The 14187-nt window shown below is 48.8% G+C and carries 14 protein-coding genes and 1 tRNA gene; 10 read left to right on the top strand and 5 right to left on the bottom strand.

The window, feature by feature from the left end:
* Positions 1 to 100: 100 nt before the first annotated feature.
* Both B5F12_RS02720 and B5F12_RS02715 read left to right on the top strand, forming a co-directional pair.
* Positions 101 to 460, top strand: coding sequence for a type II toxin-antitoxin system PemK/MazF family toxin (locus B5F12_RS02720; RefSeq protein WP_087229919.1), 360 nt, complete (start codon positions 101 to 103; stop codon positions 458 to 460).
* Between the two features lie 386 nt (positions 461 to 846).
* Positions 847 to 2625 (top strand): recombinase family protein, encoded by a 1779-nt coding sequence (locus tag B5F12_RS02715; protein ID WP_087229916.1) that lies wholly within the window; start codon positions 847 to 849, stop codon positions 2623 to 2625.
* Here the strand turns inward: B5F12_RS02715 and B5F12_RS02710 are convergent.
* From B5F12_RS02710 to B5F12_RS02695, 4 genes are all read right to left on the bottom strand, one after another.
* Positions 2524 to 3114, bottom strand: coding sequence for a hypothetical protein (locus tag B5F12_RS02710; protein ID WP_087229913.1), 591 nt, complete (start codon positions 3112 to 3114; stop codon positions 2524 to 2526). The genes B5F12_RS02715 and B5F12_RS02710 overlap by 102 nt on opposite strands.
* Before the next feature lie 93 nt (positions 3115 to 3207).
* Entirely contained in the window at positions 3208 to 3909 is a 702-nt protein-coding gene (locus B5F12_RS02705; RefSeq protein WP_087229911.1) for a DUF1287 domain-containing protein, read from the bottom strand.
* Positions 3910 to 3924: 15 nt separating this feature from the next.
* The gene (locus tag B5F12_RS02700; RefSeq protein ID WP_087229908.1) at positions 3925 to 4761 is read right to left on the bottom strand and encodes a M56 family metallopeptidase; all 837 of its coding nucleotides are present in this window, start codon (positions 4759 to 4761) and stop codon (positions 3925 to 3927) included.
* Positions 4754 to 5128, bottom strand: coding sequence for a BlaI/MecI/CopY family transcriptional regulator (locus B5F12_RS02695; protein WP_087229905.1), 375 nt, complete (start codon positions 5126 to 5128; stop codon positions 4754 to 4756). Before B5F12_RS02695 ends, B5F12_RS02700 begins: the two co-directional genes overlap by 8 nt.
* A 121-nt stretch (positions 5129 to 5249) precedes the next feature.
* Between B5F12_RS02695 and B5F12_RS02690 the strand changes: the two genes are divergently transcribed.
* The 6 genes from B5F12_RS02690 to B5F12_RS02665 all read left to right on the top strand — a co-directional run bounded on the left by B5F12_RS02690 (position 5250) and on the right by B5F12_RS02665 (position 9580).
* Positions 5250 to 5435, top strand: a complete 186-nt coding sequence (locus B5F12_RS02690; RefSeq protein ID WP_087229902.1) for a hypothetical protein — start codon at positions 5250 to 5252, stop codon at positions 5433 to 5435.
* Positions 5432 to 7636: a recombinase family protein gene (locus B5F12_RS12310; protein ID WP_087229899.1), complete on the top strand. Its 2205-nt coding sequence runs from the start codon at positions 5432 to 5434 to the stop codon at positions 7634 to 7636. The genes B5F12_RS02690 and B5F12_RS12310 overlap by 4 nt, the downstream gene beginning before the upstream one ends.
* A gap of 34 nt (positions 7637 to 7670) precedes the next feature.
* The gene (locus tag B5F12_RS02680; protein ID WP_087229896.1) at positions 7671 to 8087 is read left to right on the top strand and encodes a NifB/NifX family molybdenum-iron cluster-binding protein; all 417 of its coding nucleotides are present in this window, start codon (positions 7671 to 7673) and stop codon (positions 8085 to 8087) included.
* Positions 8020 to 8562 (top strand): methylated-DNA--[protein]-cysteine S-methyltransferase, encoded by a 543-nt coding sequence (locus tag B5F12_RS12245; RefSeq protein ID WP_275532690.1) that lies wholly within the window; start codon positions 8020 to 8022, stop codon positions 8560 to 8562. The genes B5F12_RS02680 and B5F12_RS12245 overlap by 68 nt, the downstream gene beginning before the upstream one ends.
* A gap of 119 nt (positions 8563 to 8681) precedes the next feature.
* On the top strand, positions 8682 to 9365 hold the full coding sequence (locus B5F12_RS02670) for an ElyC/SanA/YdcF family protein (protein WP_087229890.1): 684 nt from the start codon (positions 8682 to 8684) through the stop codon (positions 9363 to 9365).
* 138 nt (positions 9366 to 9503) lie between these two features.
* Positions 9504 to 9580, top strand: a tRNA-Pro gene (locus tag B5F12_RS02665).
* A gap of 30 nt (positions 9581 to 9610) precedes the next feature.
* On the opposite strand, the gene B5F12_RS11970 is transcribed toward B5F12_RS02665, so the two are convergent.
* Positions 9611 to 10567, bottom strand: coding sequence for a recombinase family protein (locus B5F12_RS11970; protein WP_242954870.1), 957 nt, complete (start codon positions 10565 to 10567; stop codon positions 9611 to 9613).
* A gap of 194 nt (positions 10568 to 10761) precedes the next feature.
* Between B5F12_RS11970 and B5F12_RS02655 the strand changes: the two genes are divergently transcribed.
* Entirely contained in the window at positions 10762 to 12792 is a 2031-nt protein-coding gene (locus B5F12_RS02655) for a retron Eco8 family effector endonuclease (protein ID WP_087229887.1), read from the top strand.
* A gap of 180 nt (positions 12793 to 12972) precedes the next feature.
* A complete protein-coding gene (locus tag B5F12_RS02650; RefSeq protein WP_087229884.1) occupies positions 12973 to 14028 on the top strand; it encodes a reverse transcriptase family protein in 1056 nt (351 codons plus the stop codon).
* Positions 14029 to 14187: the final 159 nt, after the last annotated feature.

Below are 14187 nucleotides of genomic sequence, written 5' to 3'. Positions count from 1 at the left end.
AGAATTGTTTATACTCTCCCGACCTTAAATACTTCCTTGCGTTTGGCTGCCTACATAGGCAGAGGCTGTCTGCCTAAATCCAGATAGGAGGTCAAACATAATGGAAAGAACAATTAGGCGTGGCGACATTTACTACGCCGACTTAAATCCTGTTATCGGCTCGGAGCAAGGCGGGACACGCCCTGTACTTATCATTTCCAATGATACAGGCAACAAGTACAGCCCTACGGTCATTATCGCTGCTATCACAAGCCGAGTACGCACAAAGGCAAAGCTGCCCACGCATACCGCCATTAAAGATTTTGAGGGTCTTAACAAAGACTCTGTTATTCTGTTGGAGCAGATACGCACGATTGATAAGAAACGGCTGAGAGAGCATATCGGAATGCTTGACAGCCAGCAAATTCTTACAGCCGACAACGCACTTTTAATCAGTCTTGGGCTTGATAAAAAGGACTAACCCTCTCGTTATACGGTACAAGCAATCGCTCATATATTGAGAACGAGGGAGGTGTTGGCGGCTGAAGCATAGAGAGTTTGTATATATCGGCGACCCTGTTCCAGAATTAAATGAGCAGGAACACGCAAAGTTCCTATTAAATGTTCAGAAGTCAATCCTTTTTTCCCTTGAGAAACGAGGCTTGTTGACGGGAACTCAAAGGGAACGCTGCCTGACTGCGCTTGAACAACAGTACAGCCGAAGTCAAAAAAGTAAACGCCGAGCTTGACTGCTTGGCGTTTTTACATATATAAGTGTAAATCAAAGATTTGCACATTCGACATCCCTCAGAGATTTTCCTATAATGCAAATACAGTAAGCACGGTTTACTGGGAAAGGAGTTTTCAATGAACAGATATGAACGCTTAAACGAAGAACGCAAGATAATTGAAAAAAGAAAGCGTGTGGCTGCGTATTGCCGTGTTTCCACGGATAATGAAGACCAAGCGAATTCATTTGAAAGTCAGCAGCGCTATTTCAAGCAATATATCGAGCGCAATCCAGATTGGGAGCTGTATGAGATTTTTGCCGATGAAGGCATTTCTGGAACGAGCACAAAAAAGCGGAAAGAGTTTAACCGAATGATAGCCTGTGCGAAAAACGGCGACTTTGACTTGATAATTACGAAAGAGATTTCCCGTTTTGCGAGAAATACTCTCGACAGCATATATTACACCCGTGACCTCAAAAAGCACGGTGTCGGCGTTATCTTTATGAATGACAACATCAACACTTTAGACGGCGATGCGGAGCTTCGTCTTGCCATAATGTCCTCGATAGCACAGGAGGAAAGCCGCAAGACTTCCGAGCGTGTCAAATGGGGACAAAAGCGCCAGATGGAGCAAGGCGTTGTGTTTGGACGCAGTATGCTCGGCTATGATGTAAAAGACGGAAAAATGACCATCAATGAGGAAGGCGCAAAGATTGTACGCCTTATCTTCCATAAGTTTGTGAACGAAGGAAAAGGAACTCATGTCATCGCCCGTGAGCTGCGGGAGGAAGGCATCGAGCCTATGCGTGTTAAGGAATGGCAGAATACCGTTATTCTCCGTGTTATCCGCAACGAAAAATACTGCGGCGACTTGGTGCAGAAAAAGACTTATACGCCAGATTTTCTCTCTCACGAAAAGAAATACAATCGAGGTCAGGAGGAATTTGTGATTATCAAAGACCATCACGAGCCGATTGTATCCCGTGAGCTGTTTGAAGAAGCAAACCGTATTTTAGATGAGCGTTCCCTTTCGCAAGAGGGCAAGGCGAAACACAGCAACCGCTATCCGTTTTCGGGTAAAATCAAATGCGGACATTGCGGCGCAAGCTATGTGGCAAGGTATAAAACCAGAAAAGACGGCAGCAAATATAAGGCGTGGCGGTGTCAGGAAGCGGCAAAGCACGGAAGCCCCCATACTGACAAAGCAGGAAATCAAATCGGCTGCACGGGAGCAAGCATACGCAATGAAGATGCGACACATATTATGTTCCTTGTAACAAAGGAATTAAAGCTCAGACAGACGAAAATCACGAAAAATCTTACTTCTATTATAGAGTCCATCATCGCTATGGATACGACAGGCACAGATATTGAAAAGCTGAAAACCCAGATTGCAACTATCGAAGATAAGCGTACAAAACTGATTGACATTTATATGTCTGGGGATATAAGCAAAGATGAATTTTCTGCGGCACGGTCAAAGTGCGATGCTGAAATTGCCGAGCTGCAATCGGTTATTGACAGTATCGACAAGCAGCAGGCTATGATTAGGCAGCAGCAGGAGCTTGTGCAGGAAATCAGAGATGCTATCAACGAAATTGTCTGCGGCGTCGAATACGATGATGAGTTTTATAAGCACATTTTAGATAAGATGGTTGTCAATGATAAGGACAACATTGATGTATATCTGAATTTGCTTCCTATGAAATGGAGCTATACGGTTGCAAAAGCATCAAAAAAAGCGTTAGCCCCTGAAAGGAACATTTCAGGGGCTTCTGTACCTACAGAAGGGTCAAAATGGCACCCCATATCATCAGACCTTCAAATGAATGCTTCCCTTGGTATGACTCCCGGTGATGGTGACTTGATAGGAATCAGTTTGAGAAATCTCCAGATGGAATTGGGAGGTATCTAGATTGTCATTCTGGTAGAGCGGGGTGCCGTCGCCCCCTTCAATGGCGATGCCCAAGGTCCCTTCATCCACCTGCAGCGCCACATCCAACACATCGCCGGACTGCAAACGCATGGTGTGAGTAAAGCTTCCGTTGAGGATGGAATAGTCCAGAGCGATCTCATCGGGATTCAATAGACTACTTCCATTAAACCGCGCCCCGCTGTTCAGCAGGTCCTCCCAGGAAAGATCACCCCAGCCACCGCCAAAGAAGAAATTGAGGTCAGGCACCTCCGAAGTCTGTGGCGTTTCTGTCTCCTCTGGCATCCCCGTAGTTTGTGGCTTCTCGGTCCCCTCTGGCACAGAGTCCGTTGCCAGAGGAGGTGGGTCATCCACTGCGGCAGTTTGGCAGGAGACCAGAGAGCCGCTGAGCACCACTCCAGCACACACCAGGCCCAGCACCGCCAGGGGAGGCCGTTTCTTCTTCCACTGGAACAGACTGCGCAGACGCAATCCCATCTCCTGTGCCGTTGGAGAAAAGGGCGTGGTAAAGGGAGAATGAGGTGGAACCGGATGCCTGTTTCTCTTCATAGCTTCAAACTCCTTTCACACGCCGCCCCAGGCCACCAGGACCTCTTGGGGCACACGGGAGGCATCAAAGCGGAAGTGGGCCTCCACTGGAGACCGCCCCAGATAATCCTCTTCCCGGCGAAATTGACCTGCATTGTGCAGAATATAGGGTTGGCCGCTGCGGTTGCGAAGGTCGGATACCACTCCGATGTGTTTGCCCTCGTTGAAGATCACAATGTCACCGGGCTGCCACTGGTCAATATCCGTAATATCACAGGTCAACTCCAGAGCGTAAGCCTGGAAGAAGGCCCATAGATTTTTCACCCTGCGAAAATCAATGTTGGCATCCCGGTATTGGATGTCTGGATAGCGGTCCGGGTATTGGCGCACGTCCTGATCCACCATATCCCGCAGAGAATAGCCCGCCTGCCGAAACGCCCGCCAAACCACATCGGTACACACCCCTATGTCCTCCGGTGGATAACCGCCAGCATAGTATGTGCCGTCATAGGTGGGGTGGTTCTCTGCGTCTTGCTTGGCTCCCAGCAGAAAATCCGTGTAGTCATCCACGCCGTTGAGGTTATAGTCCTGGGAGCTATACACCACGTCAATGCCGAAGTGCTGGGAGGAGTAGGTCCGCTTGGACAAAATACCGTAATATTGCAGAACTAAGACCAGAACTAACACCAAAACTCCTACACTTGCCAGGATCATCACCCGGGTTTTTCTCTTGTGCATCTCCCATCCCTCCCATCATGTTTGTCGATGGACTCTGGCTGCCGCCTGGAGGATGGTCTCCCCATAAGCCAAACGTTCCTCTTCCGGCAGCACGGTCAGTGCCATCTCGTCACAGGCCAGTTCAATGTCTCGGTCCACCTGACGCACCATCAGCCACATCACCGGATTGAACCAGTGCACCGAACCTGTCAGCATCACCAACGCTTTCAGCCAGATATCTCTGCGGCGGTAGTGAATCAGCTCATGGAGCAAAGCATAGTCCAATCCATCCTCTGGCGATGCGTTCTGAGCTAACATCAGGGCAGGGGCCACCAGTCCCGTCAACATAGGTACCTCCAGCCCGGGGCACGCCAATAACTTAGGTACACGCTTAAGATTCAACCGCTGGGCCTGTGCCGCATATCGGCAGCACACCTCTTCCCGGGTCTCCACTGCCGCCCAGCGTCTCAGATAGCGGCGCAGTCTCATGTGGGACACCCCGCTCCACACCAGAACCCCGCACATCCCCAACAGCCATACCCCACTTACGATGTGAGACAAGGTAGGCGCTGGCGCTTCTTCCTTTCCATCGGGACGCAGAGGGGAAGAGGTTCCCTCATCCGGAGTAACTGATGGGGCAGCGGATACCGCCACTGGGCGGTCCATCTGGGGCACGGTCATCTGAACCGGGGCTTGGACCTGGGGTACTAGGGGCAACAAAATGATCAGACGTAGACACAGCAGCGCCCAAATCACACACCGCCACTTGGCCGCATATCTGGCCCGGGTAACTCGTGCCACTCCCATGAGAACCAGCGCCACCACGCCGCCCCCCAGGGACAGGGCAAATAGATCCATCAAACACTCATCCATGGTCCCCTCCACCCAATTGGTCCAGGAGAGACCGGAGGTCCTCCACCTCCTGTTTCGTCATCCCCCCCTTGGCCAGTGCGGCCACAAATTTGCGGGGGGAGCCGTCATACAGTTTGGAGAGAATGGAATGGCTGTCAAAGGTGAGGTATTCCTCCCGACTCACCAGAGGCGTGTATCGGTTGAGCTTTCCGTCTCGTCTGGCACTGACAAACCCCTTTTCCGTCAAACGGGTCAGGTACGTGTTCACCGTGTTAGAGGCAAGCCCCAGGGGCGCCAAGGTCTCCTCCAGCTGCGCCCGGGAGGCATCACCTCCGCAGGCCCACAGGGCCTTCATCACTTCCAGCTCGCTGTCTGGCAAATGCTTCATGGTATCACCAACTTCATATGTAGTAGTTAATTATATACTACACTTGAAGTAGATGGTTGTCAAGGGATTTTTGCCTATCTCTCTCCGTATACATGAAGCCAAGAAGGAGGAGGGGAGACACATGAAGCCCAGATTTGCAACCCTGTACGAAATCCAAGATGCCCGCCCTGTCTCACCGGAGACAGACCCGGAATTTTTTCAGCTGCTCCGTACCAGTCTACTTCTGGCCCTAGGCGAACAAGGGATATTGGAGCGGGAGCAGATAGACCTGGCCTTAGAGCAGCTAGAGAAGGGCAAACGGCTATGATTTCCGTGGCCAGCTATTGCCGAGTCTCCACCGATAAGGAGGACCAGGCAAACTCCTTTGCCGCTCAGCAGCGCTACTTCTCCCAGTACATCCGCCAGCACCCCCAGTGGGAGCTGTATCGCATCTATGCCGACGAGGGTATCACAGGCACCAGCACCAAACGGCGGGTAGCCTTTCAGCGGATGATTCAGGACGCCCAGGACGGGAAATTTCGCATCATTCTCACCAAGGAAGTCAGCCGTTTTTCCCGAAATCTGTTGGACACCATCGCCTATACCAGGAAACTCAAGGCCCTGGGGGTCTCGGTTCTCTTTCTCACCGACGGCATCAACACCATGGACCCGGACGCAGAGCTACGGCTGTCCATTATGGCCTCCATTGCCCAGGAGGAGAGCCGAAGGACCTCAGCCCGGGTGAAATGGGGACAGACCCGGCAGATGGAGCGGGGGGTGGTATTCGGGCGGTCCATGCTGGGGTACGATGTGAAAGATGGGGTACTCTCCATCAACCCAGAGGGAGCCCGTCTGGTGCAGCGTATTTTCCACCTTTATGGAGTGGAAAAACTGAGTACCACACAAATCGCCCGGATGCTGGAGCAGGAGGGCGTGCGCACCTGTTCTGGGAACTCCCATTGGAGCAGCAGCCACTTGGTGAAGCTCTTAAAAAATGAAAAGTATGTAGGAGACCTGGTACAAAAAAAGACCTATACTCCCGACTATCTCAGCCATGCAAAACGGCAAAACCACGGAGAAGAGCCGCTGGTTACTCTGAAAGACCATCACCCTCCCATCATCTCCCGGGAGCTGTGGAATACCGTACAACAGGAGTTACAGCAGCGCAGCAAGCACACCCCTCGCAGCTGTTCCGTGCATTATGCCCTGTCCGGTAAGATCAAATGCGGGGTATGTGGCGCCACCTTCGTAGCACGGCGGCGTAAGCGCCCAGACGGAAAGGTCAGCCTCCGGTGGATCTGCGCCTCATCCGTCCGTGGAGGGTGTAAGATTGCCCGCATGCTCCGGGACGATGATGCCAGACAGATGTTCCGTCAAGCCCTGTTTGCTCTGGAGTTGGGCCATTCCAGCTTGCTTGCTTCCATCGCCCATCTGCTCCATGGAGAAAACTCCAACAGGGAACAGATGGAGCGGGAACAATTGCGCATCTTGAACCGGAAAGCCGTCCTTCTGGATGCCTACGCCTCCGGGCATATCACCAAGGAGGAATTGGCCCTCATGAAAGAGACGTATGACCGAAAGCTCACCAGCCTGGAACAGCGGTTGCAGGCACCTTCGCCAGATATCATCCCAGAGGAAGCAGTGGAGCACATTCTCCAACACCCAGAGGCCAGCGATGCCCTATGTAAGCTGCTGGTGGAGAGCATCACGGTCTGCCCCCAGCGAATTGTGGAGCTAAAGTTGTGTCATCTCCCCATGAGGTTCCGATTTCGAGACGGAGCGCCGCTTGCCAGCGGGCAGGAAAAAGACTATACTAATGGTATCCTCAGAAAAGGAGGGGGTACCGTGGACACTCCCATTGTGCAGCGCCTGTTCGCCCTGCAAGATTTGACCTATCAGAAGTTTCAGTGTAAACTCATGCCCACGGTCAGCCCAGACGTGGTCATCGGCGTACGCATGCCCGATCTCCGCCGACTGGCAAAGCAATTGCGGGGCACTCCTGAGGCGGAACACTTTCTCAACCAGCTCCCCCACACCTACTACGAGGAAAACAACCTCCACGGCTTGTTGCTGTGTGAGTACAAGGGATATGAGGAGACCGTAGAGGCCCTGAACCGTTTTCTCCCCTATGTAGACAACTGGGCCACCTGTGATTTGCTCAGCCCCAAGGCCTTTGGAAAACACCCGGAGGCTTTGCCCCGCCAGGCGTGGACCTGGATGCAATCGAACCACACCTATACGGTGCGCTTTGGCCTGGGTGTCCTACTCCGTTTTTATCTGGATAGCTATTTTTCGCCAGAGTATCTGGATTGGGCCGCAGAGGTGAATACCGAGGACTACTATGTCCAGATGATGGTGGCATGGTACTTTGCAGAGGCCCTAGTGAAGCAGCCAGACGCCGCCTTACCCTATCTCACCCAACACCGACTCTCCCCCTGGATTCACAACAAGACCATCCAAAAGGCCACGGAGAGTTTTCGCATTGACCCGGAACAAAAGACATTTTTGCGCTCTCTGCGGGTTAAATAAATCTGTATATCAAATACCGAGAGGAGTTTTTATCATGAGAATTGCAGTTACCTATGACAACGGACAGATTTATCAGCATTTCGGACACACCAAGCAATTCAAAGTATACGACATCGTAGATGGAGCCGTGGCGAGCACCCAGATTGTGGACACCAACGGCAGCTGGCATGGAGCCCTGGCTGGATTCCTCGGCAACCTGCATGTGGATGCCGTCATCTGCGGCAGTATTGGTGGAGGCGCTCAGAATGCCCTGGCCAACGCCAACATTCAGCTCTACGGTGGTGTCTCCGGCAGGGCAGATGAGGCGGTAGCGGCTCTGTTGGCCCAGACCTTGAACTACAGCCCCGATGTAACGTGCAGCCACCACGGGGAGCACCATCACCATGATCACACCTGTGGTGACCATAGCTGTGGTGGTCATGACCACGGGGAACACTGCTCCCATGAATAAGCGGAAAGCAGCGGAGATTTTCGCTGTATACACCTTCCCTTGTGGCTCGTTTCGAGTGGAGCAGGCCGGAAACTGTATCGTCTCCATCTCCGCTGTGCAAGGTCCTGTTCCGGACTACGGAACCCCCACGCCGCTGACCCGGCAACTGGCCAGCCAGATGGAGGAGTACTTCCAGGGTAACCGCAAGGTCTTTAATATCCCATATTCCCTTCATGGCACTCCGTTTCAGGAGCGGGTCTGGCAGGCTCTATGCCGGATTCCATACGGCCAGACACGGAGCTACCGGGACATTGCCGAAGAAATTGGCCAGCCCAAAGCCTACCGAGCCGTAGGCATGGCCAACCACCGAAACCCCATGATGCTGGTGGTGCCTTGCCACCGAGTCATTGGAGCAGACGGCTCTTTGGGCGGTTACGCCGGAGGGCTGGAACTAAAGCGATTTCTTCTATCCCTGGAACAACACCATACTTTATGATTGAACAGCAGCGGTAAGTCCTGGCTTATCGCTGCTGTTATTCACAGTTTGTTTCTGGACAACGGTGGCCAAATGAGATACACTGTGGCTACCTATACAGAAAGGGGGAAGATTCCCCAATGAAACTCTTGCTGCGTATCACCAAGATTTTTACCTGCATTGTGCTGGCGTGCACGGTGCTGGGCATTGTGTCCGTATTTGCCATTAACGCACGGGTCACCCATGTGGGAGGGGAGCGAATCCTCACCGCAGAGCAGGCCGCAGACCTGACCAACGTGGACTGCATTCTGGTGCTGGGCTGCGGCGTCAAGGCCGATGGCACCCCCAGTCTCATGCTGGCGGATCGTCTGGAGCGGAGCGTGGAGCTCTATGAACTGAATGTTGCTCCGAAACTGCTGATGAGCGGCGATCACGGACGGGAAGGCTATGACGAAGTGAACGCCATGAAGCAGTATGCCATGGCCGCCGGCGTTCCGTCCTCCGACGTCTTTATGGACCACGCCGGATTTTCCACCTATGAGAGCATGTACCGGGCAAAGGAGATCTTCCAAGCCCAGAAGGTGGTCATTGTCTCCCAGGAATACCACCTGTATCGGGCCATCTACATTGCCCAGGCGCTGGGGCTGGATGCCTATGGAGTCGCCGCCGACGGGGAGGACTACGCAGGGCAGTGGCAGAGAGATGCCCGGGAAGTCCTGGCTCGGGTCAAAGATTTCTTTACCTCCATCTGGAAGCCTGAGCCTACTTATCTAGGCGAAGCCATTCCCGTCAGTGGAGACGGAGATGTGACCAACGACGGTTAACCTCTGGGGCGGCGGGGCAGTTTTGAGCCCCGCCGCCTGGGCGAAAAATTTTTTCAAGAAAACGCAAATTCCCTCTTGCATTTTTCTTTCTCGCATGCTAATATATCTAAGGTCAATCGGCCAAGCAAAATTGAACATCCGGGTGTGGCGAAGTTTGGTATCGCGCTTGACTGGGGGTCAAGAGGCCGCAGGTTCAAGTCCTGTCACTCGGACCATGCGGAGTGTCCTTATAGGATCTGAGTATCCTACAAAGGACACTCCGCATTTTTTATTGTCAAAATTGGGGCGGCACCGTTTTCATCAAACAGCAGCCGATCCCGGATACACAGGAGCTTTACCTTGTGCCGGGTGAGCAGGTCAATGTAGCTTTTGGTCATGCCCCATTCCCGGCCTATCCGGGTCAGGTTATGGACTAACACCACATCCACCTTGCCAGCGACCACAGCCTCGGTCACTTTCTGGAGCGCCGGGCGGTCTAATGTGAGCCCGCTGCCGTATTCGTCCGCAGCGCCGATGATGGTATATCCCGCCTGCGTTGCGTAGAGCTGGAGCAGAAACCGCTGGTGTTCCAACGCGAAAGAATCGTCATGGGCGACACGGCAATAGAGAAATGCTCTCATAATCTCATATCCGCCGCCCTCACGGGGCCGCACCAGCGCAGGCTGATTGACTCCGGCGGCCTTGACCGACTCCACCAGCCCCTGCATTTCCGCATCGTCCCGGACGCCAAAAGGATGATTTTTGAACGGGTGCAGCTCGGCAAGATTGAGATACACGATCTCCTCTTTCACACCACGGGCAGCGTCCCGAGGGGCGGGCAGCTGCTCGGTTGCAGTCGGGGCCTCTGCTTTGACGGGAGCGCCTTTCCCGGCAGGCGGCTTGCTTTGGGACATTTTGTCCCGAGGTTGCGGCTTGGCCTTGTCGGGGATCGTGGTCTGCTTCTCGTCCTTGCCCGGCTGCGGCACACCCTCTTTAGCAGGAGCGTCCTTTTCTTTGGGAGCCTCCTTACCCGCCGGAGCCGGCTGCTCCGCCGTAAGGGGCTTTACCACCTTGGGCGCATCTTCTATCACGGGGGCCTCCGCCTTGGCCGGGGCGGGCTGATCCTGCACCGTGGAATCGGCTTTGATAGGCTCCACCTTTCCCGGCTTGGGAGGCTCGTCTACCTTCCCAGCGTCTGGAATATTCTTTTTATCGTCAGCCACCTAAAAACCTCCTTCGTTGTGAAATAGAAAAAGCCAGCCCGATGGCTGGCCTGTAGGCGAACATCCCTCCTTTCTCGTTGGGATATATGAAAACGCCGCCCATAGTCCCGTTGGGCGGCGTTTTTGCAGATTATTGTCGTAAAGCGGAACAATATATGATACAATAAATTCAATTAAATTAAGGGGGGAAAAAAGTGCCTCTTACACGATTAACAATAAAGAATTTCAAATCTATTAAATACTGTGATATCACATTATCTGACTTGAATGTGCTAATCGGAGAAAATGGAACAGGGAAAACCAATCTTCTCGATGCTATAAGTTATTTTTATTATAATCTCACAGGTTCAAATATTAGCACAGAAATTTTCGATGAAAACAATCATTATAGTAATGAGGTGCGGATTTCTCTTACTTATGATCTTTCTGAATTTGTTAAAATTTCAAAATCGAATACCGAAGAAATACCAGATTTCGGAGAAGAAGAACCAGCAGAAAAGAGCCGATATAGCGGATATTACAAAGCAATAATATCCATGGCATCGAAAGTATCAAACAAAAAACTTCGTGTTGAACTATCGCAAGTAAAAGGACGCTCAATACGATGGAACTGCACCTATGAAGAAAGGTTAATATTCAAAAGCCTTTTTCCTATTTTTTATATTGACACTAGAAATTTAGATGTAACGCAATGGGGATATATATGGGATATTTTAGGTGAGTTGGCAAAGGTATCAAATACAGAAAGAAAAAATATTTCTGCAAAAATTAGCGATGTATTGCTTGATCCCGCTCATGAAACATCGCAAAAGCTAAAGGTAATAACAGGCATTTTTGAAGCAGCAAATGTCAGTGTCAAACCTGCTATGGCAAAAGAGTATGCGACTAACTTAACTAAAGTGTTTTTTTCAGGAAACAGCATTCGTCAGCGCGGCAGGCACTTAGACTACTATTCTACCGGTACAAATTCCGTGAAATATATTGAACTCTTGTTAAAGTCCATAGATGCCTTATCTCGTGTCAAAATGAAGGAACCCATAATACTATTTGACGAACCTGAAATTAGCTTACATACTAATTACTTGGATGAGTTAGCTGAGGCTATAACAGATGTAAACTCTAGGTTAAATGTACTGGTGTCAACGCATTCATCACGCTTAACCAAAAATCTTATCACAGCATCCGACACGATTTCCTTGTATAATGTAAAGCTAATTAACAAATATTCTTCCATCCATCAAATGAAAAAATTTCCTCAGTACAGTCCTACATCAAAGTATCGGGTTGCTGATGATCACATTAATGCCTATTTTTCAAGGGTAAACCTTTTTGTAGAGGGAGAAACTGAATTAGAGCTTTTTTCCAATCCCTATCTTAGAATTCTGTTTCCTAAGCTAAAGAAAGTTGATGTATTTAAAGCTGTAAGTGAAAAGCCCATCTTAAATATTATGAGCCCTAAGCTATCAAATAGCCAGACACCATATCTGTGCCTAATTGATATTGATAAAGCCATGTCATTTGATAAAGGCAAAAAAAGATTCGTCCTGAGATCGGAGTATTTTCCAGAAAACAAAAAAGAGCGTTTTCGTTATCGAAACAAACATGAATCTGAACCATACCTTTATTTGCAACGAAAACGAATAAACGCTATGCAAAGCAAATTGCATATACACTACTATTTGCCCTTTTTAAGTTGTAATGATAGAAATTATTATGAATTTGTTGCCGCATTGCAACAATATCTTTTGTCTTATAACATTTTTTGCCTTAGCACCACAATAGAGGGGGCATTGATCAATCCTAATACCACTGATTTTGCATCAGATTTTTTAAAGAGCCATACCAAAAAATGCGATTTTGAAAAGTTTCATGCATATTGGGAACAACTCCAAAAAGTTGATCAGTTAAATCTCTTGCGCATGCTGTTTAACGGAAAAAGCGATCTCCTCAGATCAAGGAAAGATGCCTTTAACGCCTTAGATCCTAACACTAGGCTTACACTTGAAAAAGTGACAATCGGCGGAAAGGCCTCGGGCTGGGTATCTAAATATTTAGATGAATTTTTCCAGTCAGTAGTTGAAATAGAGGGGACTTTTTCTGAAAAAAGCTTTCGTCGATATTTAGAAAATGAGGATAACAGGAAAAACCTGTTGCGTTCATTTCAAAATAATTTTTTGGAACTATACTCGCTTATCGAAAGATTATGTGGTATGATTGATGAATAAGCAGTAAAGTAGCGTACAAGTAGCAATACTTGAGTAATCAAGGCCTTGATGTCAGTGTAGCAAACTGAAGATCCAAGGAACTGAGGTCACTATTTGGCTCTACCCCCGCCGCCATGCCGTGTGTTCATTATCCATGTGCAGCTCATAGCACGCGCTTCGCGATTTAATAGGAAAGTACTTGTGCGCTACTTACTGTTTCTTTTTGCTTGGGAGGATTCCATGTATACAATAGAATCTTTTTGTAATGCCATTTGGGAAACCTCTTATTCAAAAGTTTCTCAAGGTGTGACGAAAGAAGAATATGGGGAATTTGAAATCCCGAAAAAAGGCGGATCGAGAGTAATAAATTATCTTGGTAGAGATACGAGCATGTGGAATCTGCAGCACAAACTGCTTAAAAACTTTCTTGAGAAGCAGGATTTGCCTGTTTGTGTAAAAGGATTTCGGCAAGGTGAAAGCTATCATTCCTTCTTGGCTGAACATATTGGCTCAAAATTCTTTTTAAGAATAGATATTTCTTCATTCTTTCCATCAATAACAGAAAAACAAATAAAAAATGAGCTATCAAGGTTGTTGGCATGCAATTCGAATGAAGAAAAAGAGAAGCTATTAAAATTAATATGTGATATAACTACATTAAATGACTGCCTTCCGCAAGGTGCTTGTACTTCTCCAGCCATATCCAATTTAGTGATGGCCAGAATTGATCAAAGAATAACGAAATATTGTCAAGTCTTTGATATAAGATATACACGGTATGCCGATGATCTGCTTTTTTCTAGCGAGGGATTTAATTTTAAAAGTAAAAATTGGTTTTTAAAGAAGATTAAATACATTTTATCTTCTCAAAATTTAAAGTTAAATTATTCAAAAATCAAATATGGGGAAAACGAGTTAGTCCTCAACGGATATATAATTTCTAATAAGGGTATTTGTCTATCAAGAAGTCGACTTTCAGATATTAGGCATGTTGTTTCTTTTGCAAAAAAGAATCGTAATCTCATTGAAGAGTTTGGAAGCGAAAGGTTTCTTCAAGAAATAAATAAACTGCCTCTTCGACATCGGGATTTAACTGAATACCCTTTTAATACAGTTTTTCAGTTTATACAATACATGTGTGGATACAGAGCATTCCTAATTTCATTAGTAGACCGTAGCTATGAGGAAACTTCATTTCAAAAACAGCTACAACATCTTATTCGAAAGCTAGAGACACAAATTACTCATTATACTTGACTTACTAAAATCGCTACCCTCAATAAGTGGGTAGCGATTAATTAATAAGAACCTCTTACTTGTTACTTGCAAACCATTGATATGACTGGATTTTTCCAAGTCCTATAATTACACTCCGACCAATAAAAAAGACACCATCGACAAAGGTCGGTGGTGTCT

The organism is Pseudoflavonifractor sp. An176 (genome assembly GCF_002160435.1).
In the GTDB taxonomy this organism is placed as follows: domain Bacteria; phylum Bacillota; class Clostridia; order Oscillospirales; family Oscillospiraceae; genus Enterenecus; species Enterenecus faecium.
The sequence above is the reverse complement of the archived record's forward strand: the minus strand, read 5'-3'. Positions and strand labels throughout refer to the sequence as shown.

Coding starts and splice junctions, on each gene's coding strand:
- B5F12_RS02695 (WP_087229905.1), bottom strand. CDS start 5,128: ATGAAGCATTTGCCAGACAGCGAGCTGGAAGTGATGAAGGCCCTGTGG.
- B5F12_RS02700 (WP_087229908.1), bottom strand. CDS start 4,761: ATGGATGAGTGTTTGATGGATCTATTTGCCCTGTCCCTGGGGGGCGGC.
- B5F12_RS02680 (WP_087229896.1), top strand. CDS start 7,671: ATGAGAATTGCAGTTACCTATGACAACGGACAGATTTATCAGCATTTC.
- B5F12_RS12245 (WP_275532690.1), top strand. CDS start 8,020: ATGATCACACCTGTGGTGACCATAGCTGTGGTGGTCATGACCACGGGG.
- B5F12_RS12310 (WP_087229899.1), top strand. CDS start 5,432: ATGATTTCCGTGGCCAGCTATTGCCGAGTCTCCACCGATAAGGAGGAC.
- B5F12_RS02670 (WP_087229890.1), top strand. CDS start 8,682: ATGAAACTCTTGCTGCGTATCACCAAGATTTTTACCTGCATTGTGCTG.
- B5F12_RS02690 (WP_087229902.1), top strand. CDS start 5,250: ATGAAGCCCAGATTTGCAACCCTGTACGAAATCCAAGATGCCCGCCCT.
- B5F12_RS02720 (WP_087229919.1), top strand. CDS start 101: ATGGAAAGAACAATTAGGCGTGGCGACATTTACTACGCCGACTTAAAT.
- B5F12_RS02705 (WP_087229911.1), bottom strand. CDS start 3,909: ATGCACAAGAGAAAAACCCGGGTGATGATCCTGGCAAGTGTAGGAGTT.
- B5F12_RS02715 (WP_087229916.1), top strand. CDS start 847: ATGAACAGATATGAACGCTTAAACGAAGAACGCAAGATAATTGAAAAA.